This window comes from Paenibacillus sp. S-12 (genome assembly GCF_030363895.1).
In the GTDB taxonomy this organism is placed as follows: domain Bacteria; phylum Bacillota; class Bacilli; order Paenibacillales; family Paenibacillaceae; genus Paenibacillus_B; species Paenibacillus_B alvei.
The window spans coordinates 20,299-41,556 of sequence record NZ_JASIUF010000003.1; the positions used below are offsets into that span (position 1 = coordinate 20,299).

At 46.2% G+C, this 21,258-nt stretch carries 20 protein-coding genes and 1 pseudogene; 13 read left to right on the forward strand and 8 right to left on the reverse strand.

Annotated elements, in window-relative coordinates; translation table 11 throughout:
- Positions 1–11 precede the first annotated feature (11 nt).
- From NO352_RS01465 to sspI, 3 genes are all read right to left on the reverse strand, one after another.
- Positions 12–887, reverse strand: coding sequence for a class I SAM-dependent methyltransferase (locus tag NO352_RS01465; RefSeq protein ID WP_289354779.1), 876 nt, complete (start codon positions 885–887; stop codon positions 12–14).
- Between the two features lies 1 nt (position 888).
- On the reverse strand, positions 889–1,956 hold the full coding sequence (locus NO352_RS01470; RefSeq protein WP_289354780.1) for a MerR family transcriptional regulator: 1,068 nt from the start codon (positions 1,954–1,956) through the stop codon (positions 889–891).
- Between the two features lie 186 nt (positions 1,957–2,142).
- Positions 2,143–2,370: a small acid-soluble spore protein SspI gene (sspI, locus tag NO352_RS01475; protein WP_163979489.1), complete on the reverse strand. Its 228-nt coding sequence runs from the start codon at positions 2,368–2,370 to the stop codon at positions 2,143–2,145.
- Positions 2,371–2,621: 251 nt separating this feature from the next.
- Here sspI and NO352_RS01480 point away from each other — a divergent pair, with 251 nt between their 5' ends.
- From NO352_RS01480 to yunB, 8 genes are all read left to right on the forward strand, one after another.
- Positions 2,622–3,290 carry a potassium channel family protein gene (locus NO352_RS01480; protein ID WP_040736995.1) on the forward strand — a complete coding sequence of 223 codons (669 nt, stop codon included), beginning with the start codon at positions 2,622–2,624 and terminating at the stop codon, positions 3,288–3,290.
- Positions 3,287–4,120 (forward strand): TrmH family RNA methyltransferase, encoded by an 834-nt coding sequence (locus tag NO352_RS01485; protein ID WP_289354781.1) that lies wholly within the window; start codon positions 3,287–3,289, stop codon positions 4,118–4,120. The genes NO352_RS01480 and NO352_RS01485 overlap by 4 nt, the downstream gene beginning before the upstream one ends.
- Before the next feature lie 291 nt (positions 4,121–4,411).
- Positions 4,412–4,582, forward strand: coding sequence for an alpha/beta fold hydrolase (locus tag NO352_RS01490; RefSeq protein WP_238555926.1), 171 nt, complete (start codon positions 4,412–4,414; stop codon positions 4,580–4,582).
- A 405-nt stretch (positions 4,583–4,987) separates the two neighbouring features.
- A complete protein-coding gene (locus NO352_RS01495; RefSeq protein WP_262866869.1) occupies positions 4,988–7,381 on the forward strand; it encodes a fibronectin type III domain-containing protein in 2,394 nt (797 codons plus the stop codon).
- Between the two features lie 269 nt (positions 7,382–7,650).
- A complete protein-coding gene (locus NO352_RS01500) occupies positions 7,651–9,252 on the forward strand; it encodes an S-layer homology domain-containing protein (RefSeq protein WP_353961215.1) in 1,602 nt (533 codons plus the stop codon).
- A gap of 319 nt (positions 9,253–9,571) precedes the next feature.
- The gene (locus tag NO352_RS01505; protein WP_005551177.1) at positions 9,572–10,027 is read left to right on the forward strand and encodes a LytTR family DNA-binding domain-containing protein; all 456 of its coding nucleotides are present in this window, start codon (positions 9,572–9,574) and stop codon (positions 10,025–10,027) included.
- 3 nt (positions 10,028–10,030) lie between these two features.
- Positions 10,031–10,429 carry a DUF3021 family protein gene (locus tag NO352_RS01510; protein WP_005551175.1) on the forward strand — a complete coding sequence of 133 codons (399 nt, stop codon included), beginning with the start codon at positions 10,031–10,033 and terminating at the stop codon, positions 10,427–10,429.
- Positions 10,430–10,528: 99 nt separating this feature from the next.
- Complete coding sequence (gene yunB, locus NO352_RS01515; protein WP_005551173.1) at positions 10,529–11,512, forward strand: sporulation protein YunB; 984 nt, start codon at positions 10,529–10,531, stop codon at positions 11,510–11,512.
- A 166-nt stretch (positions 11,513–11,678) separates the two neighbouring features.
- Here the strand turns inward: yunB and NO352_RS01520 are convergent, their stop codons facing one another.
- Positions 11,679–12,776, reverse strand: a complete 1,098-nt coding sequence (locus NO352_RS01520) for a M23 family metallopeptidase (RefSeq protein WP_005551172.1) — start codon at positions 12,774–12,776, stop codon at positions 11,679–11,681.
- A gap of 158 nt (positions 12,777–12,934) precedes the next feature.
- On the opposite strand from NO352_RS01520, the pseudogene lipA reads away from it, so the two are divergent.
- Both lipA and NO352_RS01530 read left to right on the forward strand, forming a co-directional pair.
- Positions 12,935–13,837, forward strand: a pseudogene (gene lipA / locus NO352_RS01525) (lipoyl synthase); the annotation flags it as partial.
- A 259-nt stretch (positions 13,838–14,096) separates the two neighbouring features.
- Positions 14,097–14,702 (forward strand): YutD family protein, encoded by a 606-nt coding sequence (locus NO352_RS01530; RefSeq protein WP_289354783.1) that lies wholly within the window; start codon positions 14,097–14,099, stop codon positions 14,700–14,702.
- 136 nt (positions 14,703–14,838) lie between these two features.
- Here the strand turns inward: NO352_RS01530 and NO352_RS01535 are convergent, their stop codons facing one another.
- Together NO352_RS01535 and ylbJ are read right to left on the reverse strand one after the other, a co-directional pair.
- On the reverse strand, positions 14,839–15,675 hold the full coding sequence (locus tag NO352_RS01535) for an NAD kinase (RefSeq protein ID WP_289354784.1): 837 nt from the start codon (positions 15,673–15,675) through the stop codon (positions 14,839–14,841).
- 120 nt (positions 15,676–15,795) lie between these two features.
- On the reverse strand, positions 15,796–17,079 hold the full coding sequence (gene ylbJ, locus NO352_RS01540; RefSeq protein ID WP_289354785.1) for a sporulation integral membrane protein YlbJ: 1,284 nt from the start codon (positions 17,077–17,079) through the stop codon (positions 15,796–15,798).
- A 537-nt stretch (positions 17,080–17,616) separates the two neighbouring features.
- On the opposite strand from ylbJ, the gene NO352_RS01545 reads away from it, so the two are divergent.
- Positions 17,617–18,006: a globin domain-containing protein gene (locus tag NO352_RS01545; protein ID WP_289354786.1), complete on the forward strand. Its 390-nt coding sequence runs from the start codon at positions 17,617–17,619 to the stop codon at positions 18,004–18,006.
- A gap of 105 nt (positions 18,007–18,111) precedes the next feature.
- Positions 18,112–18,807, forward strand: a complete 696-nt coding sequence (locus tag NO352_RS01550) for a DUF2225 domain-containing protein (RefSeq protein WP_005551161.1) — start codon at positions 18,112–18,114, stop codon at positions 18,805–18,807.
- Between the two features lie 91 nt (positions 18,808–18,898).
- On the opposite strand, the gene NO352_RS01555 is transcribed toward NO352_RS01550, so the two are convergent.
- Both NO352_RS01555 and NO352_RS01560 read right to left on the reverse strand, forming a co-directional pair.
- Entirely contained in the window at positions 18,899–19,129 is a 231-nt protein-coding gene (locus NO352_RS01555; protein ID WP_005551158.1) for a hypothetical protein, read from the reverse strand.
- Positions 19,126–19,305, reverse strand: a complete 180-nt coding sequence (locus NO352_RS01560) for a YycC family protein (RefSeq protein WP_005551157.1) — start codon at positions 19,303–19,305, stop codon at positions 19,126–19,128. Before NO352_RS01560 ends, NO352_RS01555 begins: the two co-directional genes overlap by 4 nt.
- A 131-nt stretch (positions 19,306–19,436) precedes the next feature.
- On the opposite strand from NO352_RS01560, the gene NO352_RS01565 reads away from it, so the two are divergent.
- Positions 19,437–21,227 carry a M3 family oligoendopeptidase gene (locus NO352_RS01565; RefSeq protein ID WP_268619986.1) on the forward strand — a complete coding sequence of 597 codons (1,791 nt, stop codon included), beginning with the start codon at positions 19,437–19,439 and terminating at the stop codon, positions 21,225–21,227.
- The last annotated feature ends 31 nt before the right edge of the window (positions 21,228–21,258 follow it).

Below are 21,258 nucleotides of genomic sequence, written 5' to 3' on the forward strand. Positions count from 1 at the left end.
AGCCCGCCAAATCAATGGCGGGCTATATTATTATCCCAGACCCAAAGGCCTGTGTAGGATGGAAGTACGACACTGCCATCTATATCTGGTGTAAGCAGATCGCAGGCAGTGGAGCCGAAGAACCAATTCGTGATGTACTTGGCCTCCTCCATCGAGGGGAAGCGAAAGGAAGTGGACAATTCTGTACGATGGAACCCGTACTGTTCTTCTAATGCTTGTATATAGACTTGCAGAGAAGCTGGAACAGCAGGAGCGGCTACACCCGTCCCAAGTGTCTCCCATATTGCGATACGGCCACCGGGACACAGCACGCGAGTCAGTTCGTTCATGATGCGGGCAATAGCCTCAACCTGCTGCTCACGATCATTGAGTTCACAAACCCCGTAGCAAACCGTCCAGCCAGCTACAATCAGATCAACAGAATGGTTAGCTAGAGGCAGCTTGTGGTGCACAGCCTCTTGTATGTGCAACTTAGCGGCTGTAGGAGCGGTAATTTTACCTAAAAATGCATCGCACTCTATATTGCTCTTCAACTGCTCTAGCATTGCCGTAGAGGCGTCCAGCGCGATATAGGAACCGTTTGGCCATTCCTTGTTGGACATTTCTGTTAATACAACACGCGTAAATCTTCCTGTTCCTGCACCAAGCTCTACAATCCGATCATAAGGCTTCGTTGCAAGCACCTGTTGAACAGAATACTTCCACTCGAGTTCATCGTCCTCGTAATGGATCATGCGGTCATAATCAGCTGCTTGCTGTGCATAAATGTTGTTATGATCGGGGTTATTAGACATGGCGGATTGAATCTGCTTATTGTTCGTTTGTTGTAAGGCTGCATCCTGTTGGCTTGGGTTAGGAATATGATCCTTTGACGGATTGGTAGGCACTTTATGCTTCTCCTTTCGAAATAACAAGCAAATGAATTAAATGATTCAGTTGCTCTGCCTTTACTTCAAAGGAATGGTTTTCCAACCAAGCAATCAGTCTGGAAAGATCGGCAAAATACTCATCATGAACTGCCTCAATGCCTTCAAAGTCTTCTGCTTCCTTCAAGTCTTCAATGAAGGAGGCGCGATGCGCGTCGTCCCGGAACATTAAATCTGCGATAACGATGCGCCCGCTTGGCTGCAGCACACGGCACATTTCCGCCAGAACAATTTCCTTCTGTTCATCCGTTACATGATGCAGCGCATAGGTTGACACAATAAAGTCGAATGCCTCATCCGCCAGCGGCAATGCTAACATATTGCCTTGCAGCAGCCGAATGTTCGGCCATTTTTCCCGACATCGCTCCAGCATGGCGCTTGATTGGTCAATTCCCGTCATCTCCGCCCCTTGATTGACGCAGCGGCCTGCAAGGTTGCCGGTGCCGACGCCAATCTCCAGCCCTTGTGCGCCTGGCTTCGGCTTGGCTTCTAGGCAGACCCGATCAAGGATATCTTCATAATTTGCATGTACATCCAACGGCCCAGTACCATTCGCCACTAGCTTATCATAATGTGTTGCTTGCTTATCAAAATTCCAACGATCGCTCCAATCACTGCGTAGTTTCTGGTATTGTCGTGATTGCTCGCCAATTGCATGCAGTCTGCCCATCATCATCTCTCCTTGATTCGAATTTTCATTTTCATAATTGAGAAGCTTGTCAATCTGATTAATGAGTCGCTTTAGCTCGGTATATTGCAGAGCCAGCTCTTGTCGTTTTTCTAATAAGAAGGGACGGACTGATTCCATATTTCCTAGAATCGCATCATCAATGCAGCAACGAATTTGCTCAATTGACAAATTCATCTCGCGAAGAGCCCCTATTGTTCGTAGCCGGTTCATATCAGTTTCATTGAATATGCGATAGCCATTTTGTTCTTTCGTGAGCGGAGGCAGCAGTCCTTTTTGTTCATAAAAGCGTATTGCCCTCGTGGTCATACCGAGTTGCTCCGCGGCTTCTTGAATTTTCATGGGCATCAGCTCCTTGCTTCGATATGCATTCATTGTAGCGTTTGACGCAGCGTCAATGTAAAGCGATATGTAAAAAAGACGCAGAACCATAAAACTCGGGGGATGAGCTTTACGAATTCTGCGTCTTTTTCATGTGGGGCATGCATAATGGAATTGTCGAAAAATAGAAAATATGATGCTGATGAATTATTTTGCAGCTTGGTCGCTTTTCAGCTTGCTCTGAAGTGTGTCGACTAACTGTTGACGAGCTTCGCTGCTGCTTGCTTTCCAGATCATTTCGAACAATACGCCAAGTCCGGGCAATGCGCGCTCGTCATAATCGATGGAGCCTTCAATCATATCGACGATATCTTCATCTGGCTTATTTTTTACTTTTTGTACAATTGCTTGACGCAAATTCAATGTGACAGCCATTGGCAGTTCTCCTTCCTTCGCGTGCTGCTGTTCATTATTCCGCCGTTGTATAGAATGGCGTATAGGCAGTTATGTCTTAGCTCATCCAGATCGCCACTAAGCATACATTGCGGAACATGCCAGCTTCATATTTTAACGTTCCCTGAGTACAGGACACTCATACGTGGAAGGATTGGCGTTTCACCTGCAGAGATGGGCATGCTATAATGGAGGTTATAAGAATGTTGTCGGAAAATGGGGAAGGTGAACCTATGGCTGCCAAAAAACAATTTGCCATTATCGGTATGGGGCGTTTCGGCACTAGTGTTGCGAAAAGCTTAAGCAAGATGGGATTTGAAGTGCTGGCGATTGATTCAAGTGAACAAAAAATACAGGATGTTGCCAATATGGTTACACATGCGGTATCTGCAGAGTCTACAGATGAGGATGCGTTAAAGGCGCTTGGCGTCCGCAATTTCGATGTTGTCGTCGTTGCAATTGGGCAAGATATTCAGGCGAGCATATTGACTACCCTTATCTTGAAAGATTTGGGTGTGCCGACGATTGTAGCCAAAGCTCAAAATGAGCTGCACGGCAAAGTATTAAGCAAAATTGGCGCCGATAAGGTTGTATTCCCTGAGCGAGATATGGGGATGCGCGTTGCGCACAATCTGATATCGCCTAACATCTTGGATTATATCGAGCTGTCGGATGATCACAGCATCGTCGAGATTCGCGCGACGCCGCTCATGATCGGCAAGAACTTGAAGGAGCTTGATATCCGCGCAAAGTATGGATGCAACGTCATGGCGATTAAAAATAATGGCAAGACGAACATTTCTCCATATGCAGAGGATCGCATAAAAGAAGGAGATGTGCTTGTCATTATCGGACAGAACGATCATTTGAATACGATGGAGCTGGCATTTTCGGAATCATGAGAGAATCATTGAGCATTACTTCGATACAAAATAATAAGGTGAAAAGCTGGGTACAACTAAAAGAACGGAAGCACCGCAACCGTGAAGGCTTGTTCATCGTAGAAGGGATCCACCTTGTTCAAGAAGCGCTGCGCTTTGGGCTGCAGGTGGATGTTGTTGCTTATGATTTGGAGAAAGGCATACCGCAGGAGCTGGAGTCGTTCCATAATCATGCTGAAAATGCGTCTCCCTTAGGTCTAGGCAACAATACCGAATGGATTGCGGTGACGGATGCCATTATCCGCAAATGCAGTGATACGGAAACTCCGCAGCCTGTCATTGCAATCGCGCACAAACCCTCCGCTTCTGTAGATAGCTTGCTGGCGTCGCCCAATTCGTTGGTGGTGGTTGTTGATGGCGTACAGGATCCAGGCAATCTCGGAACGATTATTCGAACTGCAGATGCAGTTGGTGCAGACGGTGTTGTCATTGGCAAAGGAACCGTCGATCTCTATAACCCGAAGACGATTCGTTCGACCATGGGCTCGCTGTTTCATTTGCCAGTGGTGGAAGGTGACTTGACGGAGCTGCTTCCTGCGGCGCAAGCACATGGAGTTCGTCTAGCCAGCACCAGCTTACAGGCAACGCATTCTTGCTATAGCTACGACTATCGCCATGCGTCATGGCTAATCGTCGGCAATGAAGGACAGGGAGTGTCACAGCAGGTGCAAACACTAGTGGATGACACGATTATTATTCCGATGCGCGGACAAGCGGAATCGCTGAATGTCGCGATGGCTACCACTGTTCTGTTGTATGAGGCAATGCGACAGCGTCATTATTCGGGGTAACCAGTCATTAAATTTGTTAGTTACGGGACACTTTTTTAAGATAGTATAAGACCTTTTATAACAGCGACAATAGATAAGGGTTCACTCAAGCCGTAAAAACGGATTGAGTGAACCTTTTTTATTGAAAAACAAAAGGCGGAAAAGACTGAAGACTTATTAGATATGGCACGGATTAGCAGCAACGGCCGATGGACAATCGCTCACAGATGTGGCAGAGGGGATTGTCGGCTTTGATGCATTCATGCACATGAGCTCCCTTTCCATGCCCGTCTTATTCATAGCGGGGATCTTATGTCGCCTCCAGCTGCTGTTTACCGGCTCATGGCGAATCGTGTTCCGAATGCGCGTTATGTTGAGATTCAGGGCGCCGCACATATTTTCAGTGCGGATTCCGCTGCAGCATTTAATGAGGCTGTCATTTCCTTTCTTGTTGAAGTGTCGACTAGCACCTCGTTGGTCTAAAATCGGCGATCCAACGAGCATAGTCAGTGTGACGGCATAGCTGCTTTTGCCTCATTACTAATTATTTTGTTCCGTGATTGATACACAAGTCTTATATAATCTTGCTGCTAACAAATCACAAAAACCACAGAATTATACCTTCTGTGGTTTTTGTTCTTCTTTTACACATAGTAAGTGAAATGAGAGTGAAAAATTTGAAGAATTTGAGAACAAGAATAATAAATATGAATTATCCCCCTTGATTGTTAATTACTGTTTGGTGTAGGGAGGAAAAATTGTGATATATTCTTCCTGCTAATCCCATTCGTTAAATTCATAGCAAAACAAATACATAAAAATACAAATAACATGGCTATGGGTGGATGGAGGATGGAGCTAACTTATTTATAACTAGGGGGAACAGAAATGAGAAAAATGAGATTGCCAATTCTCATGCTAGCTTTTATCATCGGACTCGTTGTATTAAGTCCTGTTAAAGCTTCAGCAGCGAATCAATTTACGGGTGGACTATTGGATAGTCTGCCAGTTCAGGTCGGGCCTGCAATTGGGCAAGGGAAACCAGTAACGGAAGCGACAGATAATAATCTCTCGTCATATATTTCGATGGGGGGGAAAAACTTAGCTTGGTATACATTCCCTTCTCCGAAGGATATAAATGCACTAGTTTTGCGATATGACGGTGCAATTACTGTTGAATTTTATGATGATCAAAGTAATCTGATCTCAAATTATAGCCTGTTAAAAATTGATGGTATTCAAACACTACCTGCAACAGTTAAAAATGTTTCTACGGTTGTATTGAAATCTGCTGCTACTGCTTATGTCTATGAGTGGAATCTATTCGAAATACCATCAGCACCTCCTTCACCTACAACGATTTCCTGGATTCAGGGTGGGGATAAGTTTGTTCGATTGGACTGGGTATCTACTGCAGCGAAGTCTTACAATATAAAGCGATCCACATCATCAGGTGGCCCGTATTCCTTGTTGGCAAGTAATATAGCTGATACAACGTACACCGATAACACAGTGACTAACGGAACTGAATATTTTTATGTAGTGACTGCAGCCAATGAAGCGGGAGAAAGTGTTAATTCACCGCAGAAGAATATTAAACCAAATGCGACGCAATATACCGGTGGCTATCTTGACGGACTTGCAATCGATATGGGGACAAGCATTAACAATCCAACAAGCACAGTAAAAGAAATCACGGATAACAATGAATCAACATATGTTGGCATTAACAATAAGACTTTCGTTTGGCATACTTTTAACAAGCCAACAGAAATAAATTCAGTCGTAATAAAGTATGATAATAGTGTCGATATTGAATTTTATGATAACAACTACAATTTGTTATATTCCTATACTCCATTACATATTAACGGTGTTCAGACACTGCCTACACCAGTTAAAAACGTGTCAACGGTAGTAGTGAAAGGGAAACCGGGGACTGCTTATGTTTATGAATGGAATTTATTTGGAAAGCCTTCGACCCCACCAGTACCAACGAAGATTAACTGGATATACGGTGGAGATCAAATTGTTAAGCTAGATTGGGATACAACAGCTGCAAAATTCTACAATGTGAAAAGAGCAACATCATCAGGTGGCCCGTATGCATTACTTGTAGCCAATATTAGTGGTACAACTTATACGGATAAGTCTGTAATAAACGGAACGACCTACTATTATGTTGTGTCAGCAGTTAATGAAGCTGGCGAAAGTAAAAACTCTCCGGAAAGCAGCATCATGCCGTCAGCAACAAAATACACCGGTGGTTTGTTGGATAGTCTAGTAATTAACGCAGGTCCAGTTATTGGAGATACAAAAGAAAAAATAAGAGAAATAACAGATAACAAGGAAGCCACCTATACATCACTGGGTAAGAGTAAACATGTTTGGTATACATTTAAAATGCCTAAGGAAATATCTTCATTTATTGTGAATGCTCAAGGTGAAGTGACCCTGGAATTGTATGATGAGCAAAATAATATTCTACTTGCCTACGATGCCACTAAAAATAAGGAAGTAGAAACTCTTCCTGAACCAATTAAAAATGTGTCAACAGTCGTTCTAAAGTCAAAAACAGGGGCTACTGTTTATCCTTACGAATGGAACGTTTTCGGTACAGGCGAAGAGGAGCCTACTCTTGATCCAATTCAATTAACTGCATCTGGTGGCGACAAAAAAGTTGTTCTGAATTGGAACGTCGCTAAAGGCGCTACGGGCTATAATGTAAAACGGAGTACAACTGCAGGTGGCTCGTATGCATCAATTGCTACTGTTACGAGCAGTACGTACACGTATACAGATACATCTGTTACCAACGGAACAACATATTATTATATCGTTGCTTCGCTATACGGAACATTTGAAGGTTCAGTATCCAATGAAGCATCTGCAACTCCGAAGTCTGGCGGTACAACGCCTACAAATCCTACAAATCCTACAAATCCTGATCCAGGTAACAATGAACCTGGCAGCCGTGCATTGCTTTTCATTACGCTAAACAACGGTATTCAAAAGGAATACGACCTGTCGATGGCGGAAGTAGAAGCATTCATCAATTGGTACGAAGGACGTGCTTCTGGAAACGGAAAGGTTATGTTCGCATTTGACAAGCATAACAATAATAAAGGGCCATTCAAGAACCGGAAAGATTATGTCTTCTTCGACAAGATTATTACATTTGAAGTCAATGGATATGACACTGACGGATCGACCCCAGACAAAGAAACTGGAAATCAGAATGAAAATAAGCCGCAGCCGCATTATCCAGAAGAAGAATATTAATAATACTTAGTTTATATAATTCAATAGTGAATGTTGTATAGTGACAGAGCCATGTAAGGAGACTATCTCCCGAGTGGCTCTTTTTGTTTAATATGAGATCTACTCCTTGTTTTCTATGTAGGAAATACGTATTCACACGCAGTATAGTCCTATAAACATACAAATATGTAATTGAATTTCCAATATTTTAGTATCTATGAAAAAGTCTTTTTTTGCTAGGATGGAAGATAGCGCATTATATCATCTTTTATCTCTAGCAAAGTGAGGCTATGGAAGTGACTCTACGACGTAAAATTGTCATATTAACAGCTATTGCCGCTATGTTTATAACCGGAGGTCTGGCATGGGGAGAGTCGAAAAGCACAGGACTGCCCTTCGATGATATTACTGGGCTTTACGGACAGCAAGATATCATCAATCTGTATAAGAAAGGCATTGTGACGGGTTCCGGTAACCGATTATATGAGCCGGAGAGATCTGTGAGCCGGGCAGAATTCATCACGATGGTCAATCGAATGTTCAACCTGCAGCCCGTGGCAAGCGATATTCCAGCCTATGATGACGTTACGCGCGGCGCTTGGTATTATGGGGCTGTGCAAGCTGGTTCATTGCTGCATTTGGTGGAGGGAACAGGAGAGAGGAGCTTCCAGCCTCAGCAGGCCGTAACCCGGCAAGAAGCCGCAGCGATTATCGTACGTGCATTTAAGCAATCTGCAAAGACTGATTCTGGGGTGTTGTCCTATCCAGATGCCTCTCAAATTGCGAAATGGGCGAAACCGTATGTTAGCGTCATGCAAAAGCTGAAACTGATGAATGGTGACGAGGAAGGATTTCGACCGAACGATTCATTGACCCGTCAAGAAACGGCTGTTGTATTGAATCGAGCTCTTCAGCGACCGGATTGGTCGAAAGCTTTGACAAAAGCTCCGCCGAAGCGAATTGAGATGGGGTGGAAGCATGAGCTGACGACTCAGCAATATATCTCGAAAGTGTCCGGATCAACCGTTAATACCCTTTCACCAAGATGGTATTTCCTCGATGCCAAGGAGTCGGTGACTGATCAGACAGATAAGACGCTTCTGACATGGGCCAAGAACAATGGCAAGCAGGTGTGGGCGCTTGTGGGGAACCGTTTCAATGCGGATCTGACACATGAAGTGCTTACCAATCCGACGAAGAAGACCTCAGTTATTACGAAGCTTATCGGTTTTGTGAAGACGTATAAACTGAATGGTTTGAATCTTGATTTTGAAAATGTTCGTCCGGAGGACAGACAGGCCTTAACTGCATTTGTGTCGGAATTGGCTGCTAAGCTGCATCAAAATAATGCGGTTTTGTCTATCGATGTGTCTCCTGATTTGGGTACAGATTGGACGGAGGCGTTCGATTATGCTGCTCTCGGCAATTCAGCGGATTACATGGTGCTAATGGGGTACGATGAGCATTGGGACGGAGCGCCAACGGCGGGTTCTGTGTCTTCTTTGCCATGGCTGCAGCGAGCACTCGACAAGCTGTTGAAATCAGTGCCGTCTCATAAAGTGATAACCGCCTTCCCCTTCTATTCACGGGACTGGACGGTAAGCGGAAAAAGCGTAACCTCCCGTGAACTAACCTTAATTGAGCAAGGAGAGTTACTGCGCACGCGCAAGACAAAGTGGGATGACCGGACATCGCAATACGTAGCAGATTTCATAGAGCGCGGGGCAAGACATCAAGTTTGGGCGGAGGACAGCCGTTCGCTTGCTGCAAAGTATGCAATGGCAAGCAGCCGCAATGTGGCTGGGTTCGCTTACTGGTATGTGGGAGCTGAAACGAATGATGTATGGAAGGCCCTAGATAATCAGTGGAGATACTCTAATTTGCAATTTTAGAAAATGAGAAAATATTTATTTTTAGTAAGGAGAGAGCGTACTAATATACGCTCTCTTTTTGGTGTTATTCATCGGATTATGATACATAAGGCCAGATAGAGTACAAATATGCATTTATCAAGATGAAATAATATAAAGTGAAATTGCGACCTGCATGATGGATTACGAAAATGATCCATTTACAGGTTGTTTTTTTATAAATGCAGGCATAGGATCACCCCTTTACTTTAACCACTTATCGAAGGAATGTAATCAGTAACCCTTGTTATCCTCAATTTCCCAGATCCCCGTTATATAATGATTTCGAAGGGGGGACGAGATGAAAATTAGGGTTCAAATCGATGAGAGCATTGAAGAAGATGAAATCATCATTCGAAGCCGTGTGCTGGATGCAGAAATACAGCGACTGCTCGAACAAATTCAGTTGCTGCAGCAGTCCACGCTTCGGCACATGATCGGAACAGATGAGGATCGGCAATATGTGCTGGATGTAAAAGATATCTCCTATTTCGAGACACAGGGTGACTATGTGTATGCGGTTCAAGGCAGGAAGCAGTACCGACTTAGCTTTCGCCTGTATGAGTTGGAGCAGCAGCTCCCGCAGGATCGATTTATGCGCATTTCCAAATCGGTCATTCTCAACATCGGCAATATTGCGCATATTGAGCCGACATTGGGCACCCCTTTTCTAGCTAAGCTGAGGGATGGTGCGGAGTCCGTATACATTTCAAGACAATACATTAAGGCACTTCGGCACAAAATTATGGGGGGATAAGTGATGCCTAAAATATGGAAGATTATGATGTTAGGAATGCTGATGGGCAGTCTGGTGATGTATGTACAGGCATGGCAGTTTACAACCATGGAGAATGAGCTTGTAGCCTATGCGTTTGCTGAGTTTATGAAATATTGGACAGCTTGTATAGGCATTGGTATATGCTCCGGCCTCACTTCCTATGTGTATTCGATTCAGAAAATACCGTATATGTGGAAGAGTGCGCTTCAAATATTCCTTATTATAGGTATCCTTATTGGAGCTTCGTTGATTCTAACTTCGGAGTGGCAGGCTATTGTCCGCAACTTAGGAGTGGGGCTGCTCATTTTTGCAGTATTCTGGTCGATTGATCACTATCGTTATAAAAAGATATGCGATGAGATCAATAAACAGTTGAAATAGGCGTGTTCGCTCGGACGGCTTCTTCTTTTTTCCTCGGGGCAAGCATACACTGAAAACGTACAGGCTGCTCGTTGCACCGACCGGAAGGGGGAATCGGATGTGAACAGGTGGCGTTCGAGCGGGTTCCGCGCACGGCGATGGAGATGGCCGAAAATTTCCTGGAGCAGACGTCGCACAGGATGGAAAGCATCGGGGTGGCGCCCACGCAGGTCTACAGCGGTTCAAGTAGATGCAAAGAGCGCTTCAGGATGGAGCAGCAGACAATCGAAGCCGAAGCGGAAGCGTAGAGCCTTTTTTATTGCGCTCGTGATTTTTACACTGTTGACGGTGCAATTATTCGTCTATGTAGATCGAAATGTAAAGGGGCCGCTTATGCATTTGGCCAAAATTCGTGTGAAGCAAATTGCGACGCAGGCCATTAATCGAGCGATTACTGATCAAGTGATGCGGGGAAGAGAGCTGGATAAGCTTATTGAGTGGAAGACAGATTCTCGCGGCAAGGTGACGAGCTTTGTTCTCAATTACAACGAGCATATGCGAATTACCTCAGAAACAGTGGATATCGTAGAATCATCTCTAAAAAACATCCATGAAATTAGTGACAAGATTCCGCTGGGTCAAGCGTTGGGCAGCCCGTTGATCGCATCCTTTGGCCCGCGGATTCCGGTTAAGATGGAGCCGCAAGGTGCGGTTAAGGTGGAACTGAATACCCGCCCAATGGATGTTGGCATCAATATGGTATTGGTTGAGGTGTATATTAAAGTAACGGAAGAAGTTGCGATCGTTATTCCTTTTGATTTGGAACCAGAAGTGGTTGAGACGCAAATCCCTATTTCTTATCTGCTCGTCGTAGGTGATGTTCCGATGTACTATTATGACGGAAAGGGGCAGCCGGTGGGAGCGAATCGAGAGAAGGCTCCTGCCTTGTCATTGCCTATGCAGTCGATTCCAAACAGTGTAGGGAGCGGTAGCAGCTTAGGAAGCAAACAGGGAGGAATAACTGTTCCTGCACAAATAGAACCACATGCCCCGCCAGCTCCTGCTGATACCGGTGAGGTACAGCAAGGCGGTCACGAAGGCTAGTCTTGAAACATTGGTGCATCCAAATGAAGAAACGTATAAGATATCGGAGAAAATGGCGGCTGCGAACATCGCGACATATGGTGAAGTGAAATCACTAACAGAAAGGGCACGTTCCATCGGCATCAGTCGACAGGTGTGCCCTTTTGCTTCCATATAAGGTGTTTCATTAACGCCGATTAGATTTCATCCGCTTGCGTTTGTCTGACTGTTCCCATTGATACAGAAGCGGGAATGGATCGAATGCATATTCCACAAGCCCTCGATCCCGATACAGCCCATAGTGGAGATGGGGAGGAAATTTGCCAGATGTCCCTGGCTTGCCGTAGCCTGAGCTGCCGACCCACCCTACCGTTTGTCCAGGGGTAACGATATCGCCGACCTTAATGTTTTTTTCATAGCCAGACAAGTGGGCGTAGTAATGGTAAATGTTATTCAGATCGCGTATGCCGATCCGCCAGCCGCCGTAACGGTTCCAGCCCTTCACCTCGACAATGCCGTAGCAGGTGCTGCGCACAGGCACACCATACCCGGCAAAGATATCGGTGCCTTCGTGAATACGGTATCCCCCGTAATGCCGTCCCATTCCAAAGGTGCTTCGATAAGAGTAGGAGCTTCCAAGAGGCAATGGGAAGGTGTACTCGAACAAATCCAATTTATCGAAATGCTCGAAAATTCGCGCATACTGCTGGACACGCTGAACCGCGCGTGGATTTGTATAATAATTCCACAGTCCATTGCCAAAATCTTCGTCATTCGGTCCATAAGCGCCAATTCGCGAAGCGACGCTATACAGCAAGTCCACATCATTCGTGGAATCCGCACGCTTGTCACCGGAACCATCACGCCCGATTCCACGGAATAAAGAGATGGATTTAGGATTGTTATCGTTTATGTCTGGATTCATCATGCCAACCCATTTAAGCGGATCAACATATATGCCTGTGAGTCTGTCCGGATGCTTGCGCTGCTTTGGGTTTGCCTTCGTCAATGCACGCTCATACTGATCGATGGCAGCTAAGCGGTACCAAGGGATTCCGGTCAGTATCGATATTTGCTCGTACAAATCGCGTCTTTCTTTCCATACAGCCCCTTCTGGAGCCGATGATTGACTAGAATTTTTTTCAATCCCTGAATGCTGTCCGGATTGCTTTTTCAGCTGCTCTGAATTAGACGGAGCTGCGTGAGTTACAATTGCTGAGAATGGTGCTATTAGCCCTATCCACAAGGCAAGTCCTGCACATATATAGGGTGGAGCTTGTCTCATGACGCAAATTTCCTCCTTATTCCATACCTGAAAAGGTCGATTTAATGTTAGAATGTGCGTAAATGGCCTTTTTATCCAAGCAATGGACACGCAGGTATAGATTTTGAAGGGTTCATGGTATAATACAGAATTAGGTCAAGGTTAAGCGAACAAGAAGGAAGGTAGACTCCATGAAAACGAGAGAGCAGAAGCAGAAACCAGATTGGATACGCATCAAGCTGACTACGGGAGAGAACTATTCCGAGATCAAAGACATGATGCGCTCCAAAACGTTGCACACTGTATGCGAGGAAGCACGTTGTCCGAACATCTATGAATGTTGGGCGAACCGCACGGCGACGTTTATGATTTTGGGCGACATCTGCACTCGTGCTTGCCGCTTCTGTGCGGTTAATACCGGCATGCCGACGGAATTGGACTTGCAGGAGCCAGAACGCGTAGCAGAAGCTGCAGAGCGCATGGGCTTGCGCCATTGTGTCGTTACATCCGTAGCCAGAGACGATTTGAAAGATGGGGGAGCATCGATCTTTGCAGAGACGATACGTGCGATTCGTCGCCGGTTGCCACTCTGCAGTGTGGAAGTGCTGATCCCCGACTTCATGGGCAATTGGGATGCGCTTAAGCTGGTAATGGATGCGAAGCCAGACATACTCAATCATAACGTCGAGACGGTTGAACGGTTGTCCGACCGTGTACGTGCGAAGGCGAAGTATGAGCGTACACTCGAATTGTTGAAGCGTGCAAAGGAAATGCAGCCGAACATTCCTACAAAATCCAGCATCATGCTTGGTGTAGGAGAAGAATGGGATGAAATTTTGCAGACAATGGACGATCTTCGTGCCGTTGATTGCAACATCATGACGATTGGGCAATATTTACAGCCGACGAAGAAGCACTTGTACGTCGAGAAATATTACACTCCAGAACAATTTGCAGAGCTGAAGAACGAAGGATTGAAGCGTGGGTTCAGCCATGTGGAATCGGGACCGCTCGTACGCAGTTCCTACCATGCGCATGAACAAGTCCAGTCCGCTCATAAGTCAATGACCGCACAAGCATAAGCAGCGGCGAGTCGATGGGTATGAGACGGAGTTCGCCTAATGAGTGCCCGTTCGAGAAGCCGATGTCCAGCAGCAAGAAGATTGGATCTACTCGAAACACCCTGACTCCTTATGAGTGCTGCTTGCGATACTTATAAGGAGAAGGCAGTGGCAATCGGGATGAGAGGAGCATGCAGGCCTCTTCGAAACAACCTCGATAAAGCGCGCTCCTCCGTTCGTGCTTGAGCCTGCTATGGCAGGGGAAGGGGGAATCACGGACGTGATTCAAATTGGAGGCAGATCGTACGAAGTCATTCATGAGTACAAAAACGCATGGAATCCAGAAGCATTCAAGGGGCGTTATAGTGAAGTACTGGAACGGTATGATTACATTCTAGGGGATTGGGGCTACAATCAGCTTCGCCTCAAAGGTTTCTTCCGTGACACTCATGCGAAATCCACAAAGGATACGGCCCTGTCCGGAATGATGGATTACATTAATGAATACTGCAATTTTGGCTGTGCCTATTTCATATTGGAGAAGGTAGGCAATAAGGATGCCCGTGTGCGAACGGCTGGCGAGCTAGGAGATGAAGCAGAACAGGAAGGTGCAGCAGCATTGGAAGCGCCTACTGAGGATCTGCCGCAGCAACCGAAGCAAGGAATCGCGCTGCAGCCGAAGCAATCTAATCAAGATGCGGTGACAGATCCTGTACAAAAGCCATCCTCATCTGAGCGCAAGCCTCGTCATTCTCGCAACCGCAACAAGCAGAATAATGGCAAGGGCGGCGCAGCGAATCCTTCTGGTCAGCAGCCTAGGGCGGCTGCGGAACCGAAGGAGCGGGCAGAGCGGGGAGAACGCACGCCTAAAGAAGTGCGTTCCTAAAAACGAAGAAGATCATAGCTATAAACGGCACCCCTATTCATTAGAAATGAATAGGGGTGCCGTTTATATTTCAACGAAGTTAGAATACAAATATGCCCCACCGTTCCAACAGAACAGCGGGAATCGAAGTCGAGATCTATACGTTATAGCAGCCGTGCTCATCATAACCGAGGAAGGCTTCTCTTACCCGATTCCAGAATGGGAACGGACGATATCGGATAAATGTCACCTTCTGATCAGCGACCCGGCAGCGGATGGAGTGCAATTGCTCCAGCGGTATGTTGATATGATCGACCGTAAGGAGCAGCTTTTGCTTCTTTCGGGAATGGATGTCACAATGATGGTGCTTTGGCAAAATGAGCGATGAACCGAGTGTACGGTACACACGGTTGTTAATGGACGCAATTTCAGCAAGCTGTAACGATGCGATAGAAGGATGCACCATAGCGCCGCCAAGACTCTTATTGTATGCTGTGCTTCCTGATGGGGTAGACACGCATATCCCATCTCCGCGGAACATTTCGAACAGCTCGTCATTAATATCAATTTGTGCGACGAGCGTGTTTTCTACCCCTTTAAGCGTAAATTCATTTAAGGCGATGTATGTCTTGCAGTATTCGGCGTCATCTGCGTCTAACTGCAATTCAATTAACGGATACTTGACGATGCGCGGTGAGATTTGGTCTTGAGATCGATTTTCTGCGATCAACTGTACGAGCATCTCAATTTCATCTGGCTTCCAATCGGCGTAAAATCCGAGGTGGCCGGTATGTATGCCCACGAATGCCAGCTGATCAAGCTGATTGATGTATCGGTGGAACGCTTGAAGCATCGTGCCGTCTCCGCCTATAGACAATACAATATTCGGTTCGTCATCATCACGGACTAGGCCCCGAGCGTTGGCCAGTTGGTGGAACGTATCGGCCAATGCGGCTGATACGTCGTCTCCCCGGTTCATTACTGCGTACTTCAAGGCGTTGGCTCCTTTGCACTGCTATTCATTAAGATTTATAACGAGTATATCCAATTCCATATTATACGTTCTACAGCGGGAATACAATCGCCATTTCATCTAATCAGTGCCAAGGTCATCTTATTTGCTGGTTCGGCGCATATATCGAAGCAGTACGATAGCTGCAGAGGCAGCGCTTAATAAGCCGATCAAAATTGTTGCAGTCATAAGTCCGGTCTGCGTAGCTGACCATGCTATATCCCATATCTTCAATGTTTGCATGGAGTGGCGGGAGCTCGAAAGCCAAGCAGGCAGCAGAGACTGCACGGTGCTTAAATGCAGCAGCGGATATAAAATACAGGCGGCAAGTGCTGCAAGTAAGCTGTGGACAAGCCGAGACAACAAGAACGGCATATATCTTAAATCACACTGGTTCATAATACTGACGATTTGTGCATGCACAGACAGTCCGCCCCATGATAGTATCCATGCAGCAGCAACCACCTGTGCATGCATACCGGCAGAGCCTGCTGCTCCAGCCCCCTTAGCCCCAAGTGTAACCTCGAATATTCCGCCGGAGAAGGCAGAGGATAAAGAAGGGGGCAGGTGAACGGCTCGAAGGAACCATTGGAGCACTGCCTCCCATGTATGCATAACACCAATCACAGTTAATAAGTCCAATGCGACGGAGAAGAATACGACGAGACCACCCACTACGATCATAAGCTTCAAGGAAGAGGTAACAGCCTCCTGCAATAACGTTCCTAGGGAGCGGCCATCCTTCTGCCTCGCCACATGCATGGCCCAGAACGCTCTAATCAGTATGGAAGCTCTCTTTGTACACTGGCCGCCAGGTGCAGTAAGTTCGGTTGATGATGTTAATGGAGTCATTGGAGCTTGCGGAGCGTGAAATCGCATCAGCAGCCCAACGACGAATGCGGATCCATAATGTGCAAGGGCGATGGTGAGGGCGAGCCGAGCGTCGCCGAAGAAGCCAATGGAGACGGCACCAATCAGAAAAATAGGATCGGATGAAGTAGTAAAGGCAACGAGACGTTCTCCTTCTTCACGGGAGATTAGCTTTTGCAGCCGCAATTGCGTCGTTAGCTTAGCCCCAACAGGATACCCGGAAGCGAACCCCATCGCAACCACGAAGCCGCCAATTCCAGGAATACGGAACATTGGGCGCATAATTGGATCGAGCAGCGTGCCGATGAAGTGTACAATGCCGAAACCAAGCAATGCCTCGGATATAATAAAGAATGGGAGCAGGGAAGGGAACAAAACGTCCCACCATATGGCCAATCCCCGTGTAGAAGCGGTTAAAACGGTATTTGGATATATCATCATCAATAAAATAAACATGCTAATTGCTGCTGCGATGAACGTGATAAGCATGGAGGAGCTTGTCCGCGGGCGGCTCATTGCTAATTCACTCCCTCTGTTATGTTCAGTCAATGGGACGACCACTGCTATACCAACATATGATGAAGGGGCAACAATCATGCAGTTCTCCTTTCGAACACTGCGGCCGTGATACAATTTTGTCTTCATTCTGTAATCAAAACGTAAAGGAAACGCTTGCATTTCTCCGTGTTTTTTTGGGAAACATTATGGTACACTAAAATAAAGAAAGATGAATTATGCGTATCCGATCGTTAGGGGTGATTGGAATGAGCATTATCGCAGGCATCCTCGTATGTGCTTTTGTATATGTCATTCGAGAGTCGTTAATGGGATCTCCAGAAGAAGATTGGTAAATGTTAAGTAAGAAAATATAATACCGCTACGTCCAGACGCTGAACAGATGCTCAGCGTTTTTTTGTGTTCTTATTTATGTGTTCATCGCTCAATTGATTGAAACTTCTGCTCGTTTGTAATAAAGTGTTGAACATGGACTACTTCATTGCCTATGTACCGGCTGCTGGTTGCAGCCGCATCATGGAATAGATAGGAGCGATTATGGAACGGTATAGTCAATCGATATATGAGGCAATCGGTGGAGAGGCAACGGTGCGGAAGATGGTTGAAGCTTTCTATCCACGAGTTCAGGCTCATCCTTTGCTTGCGCCTTTATTCCCAGAGGATATTGAACCTGTAATGGAACGGCAGTTTATGTTCTTGACGCAGTTTTTTGGAGGACCTCCGATCTATTCAGATCAGTTCGGGCACCCGATGATGCGGGCGCGGCATTTGCCGTTTCCGGTTACGCGTGAGCGTGCAGATGCATGGTTAGGCTGCATGCGGGAAGTGCTTCATGAAATAAATATGGAGCCAGGGCTTGCGACAATGGTCATAGATCGCTTGTCAGGACCAGCCTATCATTTTATTAATACGAATGACGAGGCCTGATTTGTTGCTTCTTAACAGAACGGCTCATGTATTCCATAATGGTGTCGTTTTCAATGGACTTCGTATGACTCGACATAATCGATCAGCAGAAAAGAGGAACGATTTATGGAGGTTGAACCGCTGTTTACGGTAAAGGTAGGATGCCCTTACTGTGAGCAAGTATTTGTCACCTCGCGTGTACGGCCTCGCTTCAAGAAGCCTACACTCATCGACAGTGACTTTTGTACGCACTATGATAACGGGAAGGTAAATCCGGACTATTATGTGGTTCGGGTATGTCCTTCATGTGGATGTGCATCCACAGAAAATTCTTTAAAGCACTGGTATGAACCGCAGCGCAAGAAATTCGAGGAACGCATTGCGAAGCAGTGGACAACTCACGATTACGGTGGCGAACGTACTTGGGAGGATGCGCTTGCAACGTACCAGCTTGCGCTGTTAACTGCCCAGACTATTGGGGAGAGCCATCGGGTGGTCGCGGGCATCCTTCATCATATTGCTTGGTTGTATCGATATCGGAATGATGTGGTGGAAGAACGACGATATTTGCAATTCGCGCTTGAAGCCTACGTTGCAGTGCTTGAACAGGAATGGCGGGATCAAAATGATGCGCGGCTTATTTATATCATTGGAGAGCTGCATCGCAGATTAGGTGAATTTAATGAGGCAGTCAAATGTTTCAGTCGAATTATCCACGACAAACGAATCATGGATGCGGCAATGATCCGAGCTGCCAGAGAGCAATGGACCCTTATCCGCGAGGAAATGAGAGAAGGAACCGAAGACGTACAAAATACATAATTGATCGCCGAATGGATGAATAGACAAAAAGACGTGTATCCGGCACAACTGGCATGGATACGCGTCTTTGTCTTGTTCTCAGCGTCTGAAATTAACGAATAGCTCGATCTGCAAGTAAATAATCGCTGTCTGCATCAACAATAACGAGACGGTTGCGGCAGCATGGGAATACAAGGAGCCTTTTCTTGCCGTCATGGATATCCGGAAGCTCACTTGGCTTGATTGGGAGAAGGACATTGTCTTTATGACAGAATGGACAGGAAGACACGTACAGGTCACCCATGACATGATCATACGGCAGTGTGTTTTCAAATGGTATCATTCCGTGGTATTCTCCGGTGATTTGTCTGTATCAGAAGGGTTCTGTTGTGCTTTATTAAGTTCAGCAAGCTTTTGCAATAGAATGTGCTGCGGCATATGCATGAGCTGCTCTAAGGGAACATGAAGTGCCTTAGACAGTTTGACAGCGGTGTCTGCGGAGATTGGTAATGGTCTCATCTCACGATCCTCCCTATGCGAGTTCATATGATTTTGATATAGTTTAGTTATACACGGTCAAGATGCAAAACTCAAACTTTGCAAGGTTGAATAGGGTGGACAAATTAAGCCAAATGAAAGGTGTGTGCACGATGAAACAACCGTTAAGTCAAACATGGGATTTGGATGTCTTTTTTGAAGGTGGATCAGAATCTGAAGCACTGAAGGCTTCATTATCATCCAGTGAGCAAAAGATTGCTTCGATCACGAATGAGCTTAAGGCAATGGCGATACCTCAATCTGTTAAAGAGGCGCAACAGCTTGCCAAATTGACTGAGCAACTGCAGCAATTGATTATAGAGTTGCGTGAGGCTGGTGCTTACATAGGCTGTTTGACGGCACAAAATGTGAAGGATAAGAAAGCGATTCAATTATCGGATCGTGTACGTTCCATCGGTGCCCGAATGGTAACTTTAAATACGTTGTATGATGAGCTATTGCGCGGCATGGATGAGCAAGTATGGTCTGAATTCGTTGTACTGCCTGAAATTGAAGGAATTCGCTTCAATTTGACTGAACGCCGTGAATGGGCAAAAGAGAAAATGTCGCCGGAGAAGGAAGCGCTTGTAGGCGATTTGGCAACGGACGGATATCATGGATGGAGTGCCAACTACAATACAATTGTATCCCATTTCCGTATCACGCATGAAGAGAATGGGGAGACGGTGCATCTTTCAGCAGGACAAGCTGACAACAAGCTGTCCGATGCTGATCGTTCGGTCCGTGAGGACATGTTTATGAAGTGGGAAGAGGCATGGGGAGAGCGTGCAGACTACTGTGCAGACGCATTGAACCGCATTGCAGGCTTCCGTTTGAAACTGTATGAGAACCGCGGATGGAAAGATGTGTTGAAGGAGCCCCTTGCATACAATCGGATGTCGCAGGCGACGCTGAATGCTATGTGGGAAACCATTACACGCAACAAGCCAGCGTTTGTGAAGTACTTGGAGCGCAAGGCTAAGCTGCTTGGTGTGGAAAAACTCACATGGTGTGATGTAGAAGCGCCAATTGGCGGCACGCAATCGAAAATCTCTTATGATGATGGCGCGCGTACAATTGTAGAGCAATTCGAGAAATTCAGTCCACGCATGGCTGAATTCGCAGTGAATGCTTTCGAAAAGCGCTGGATTGAAGCAGAAGATCGCTCTGGCAAGCGCCCAGGCGGGTTCTGTACATCAATGCCTGTAAGCAAGGAAACGCGTATATTCATGACTTATGCTGGCACACCATCGAACGTGTCCACGCTTGCACATGAGCTTGGACATGGTTATCATACGCATGTGATGGAAGGCTTGCCTCCATTTGCACGGGAATATGCGATGAATGTGGCAGAGACGGCTTCCACATTTGCAGAGATGATCGTAGCAGATTCAGCGGTGAAGCAGGCGAAGGACGAGAAGGAGAAGCTGGCGCTGTTGGAAGATAAGCTTCAACGCTCGATTGCGTTCTACATGAATATTCACGCGCGCTTCCTGTTCGAGACTCGCTTCTATGAGAAGCGCAAGCAAGGCGTATTGTCCTCAGAGGAACTGTGCTCACTTATGGAAGAAGCACAGAAGGAAGCGTTCTGTGGTACATTGGATTCATACCACCCGCACTTCTGGGCGTCCAAGCTGCATTTCTACATGACTGGTGTACCGTTCTACAACTTCCCATACACATTCGGCTATTTGTTCAGTACGGGATTATACGCGCGTGCATTGCAGGAAGGTGAGTCCTTCGCAGCGAAATATGATGCGTTGCTGAGAGATACAGCGGTAATGACGGTAGAAGATCTTGCACAGAAGCACCTTGGCGTGGATTTGACGAAGCCAGATTTCTGGCAATCGGCGATAGATGTAACATTGCAAGACGTGGAATTGTTCCTGCAAATGACTGAATAAATTAGAGTGACAATGGATAGACCGTGCAAGT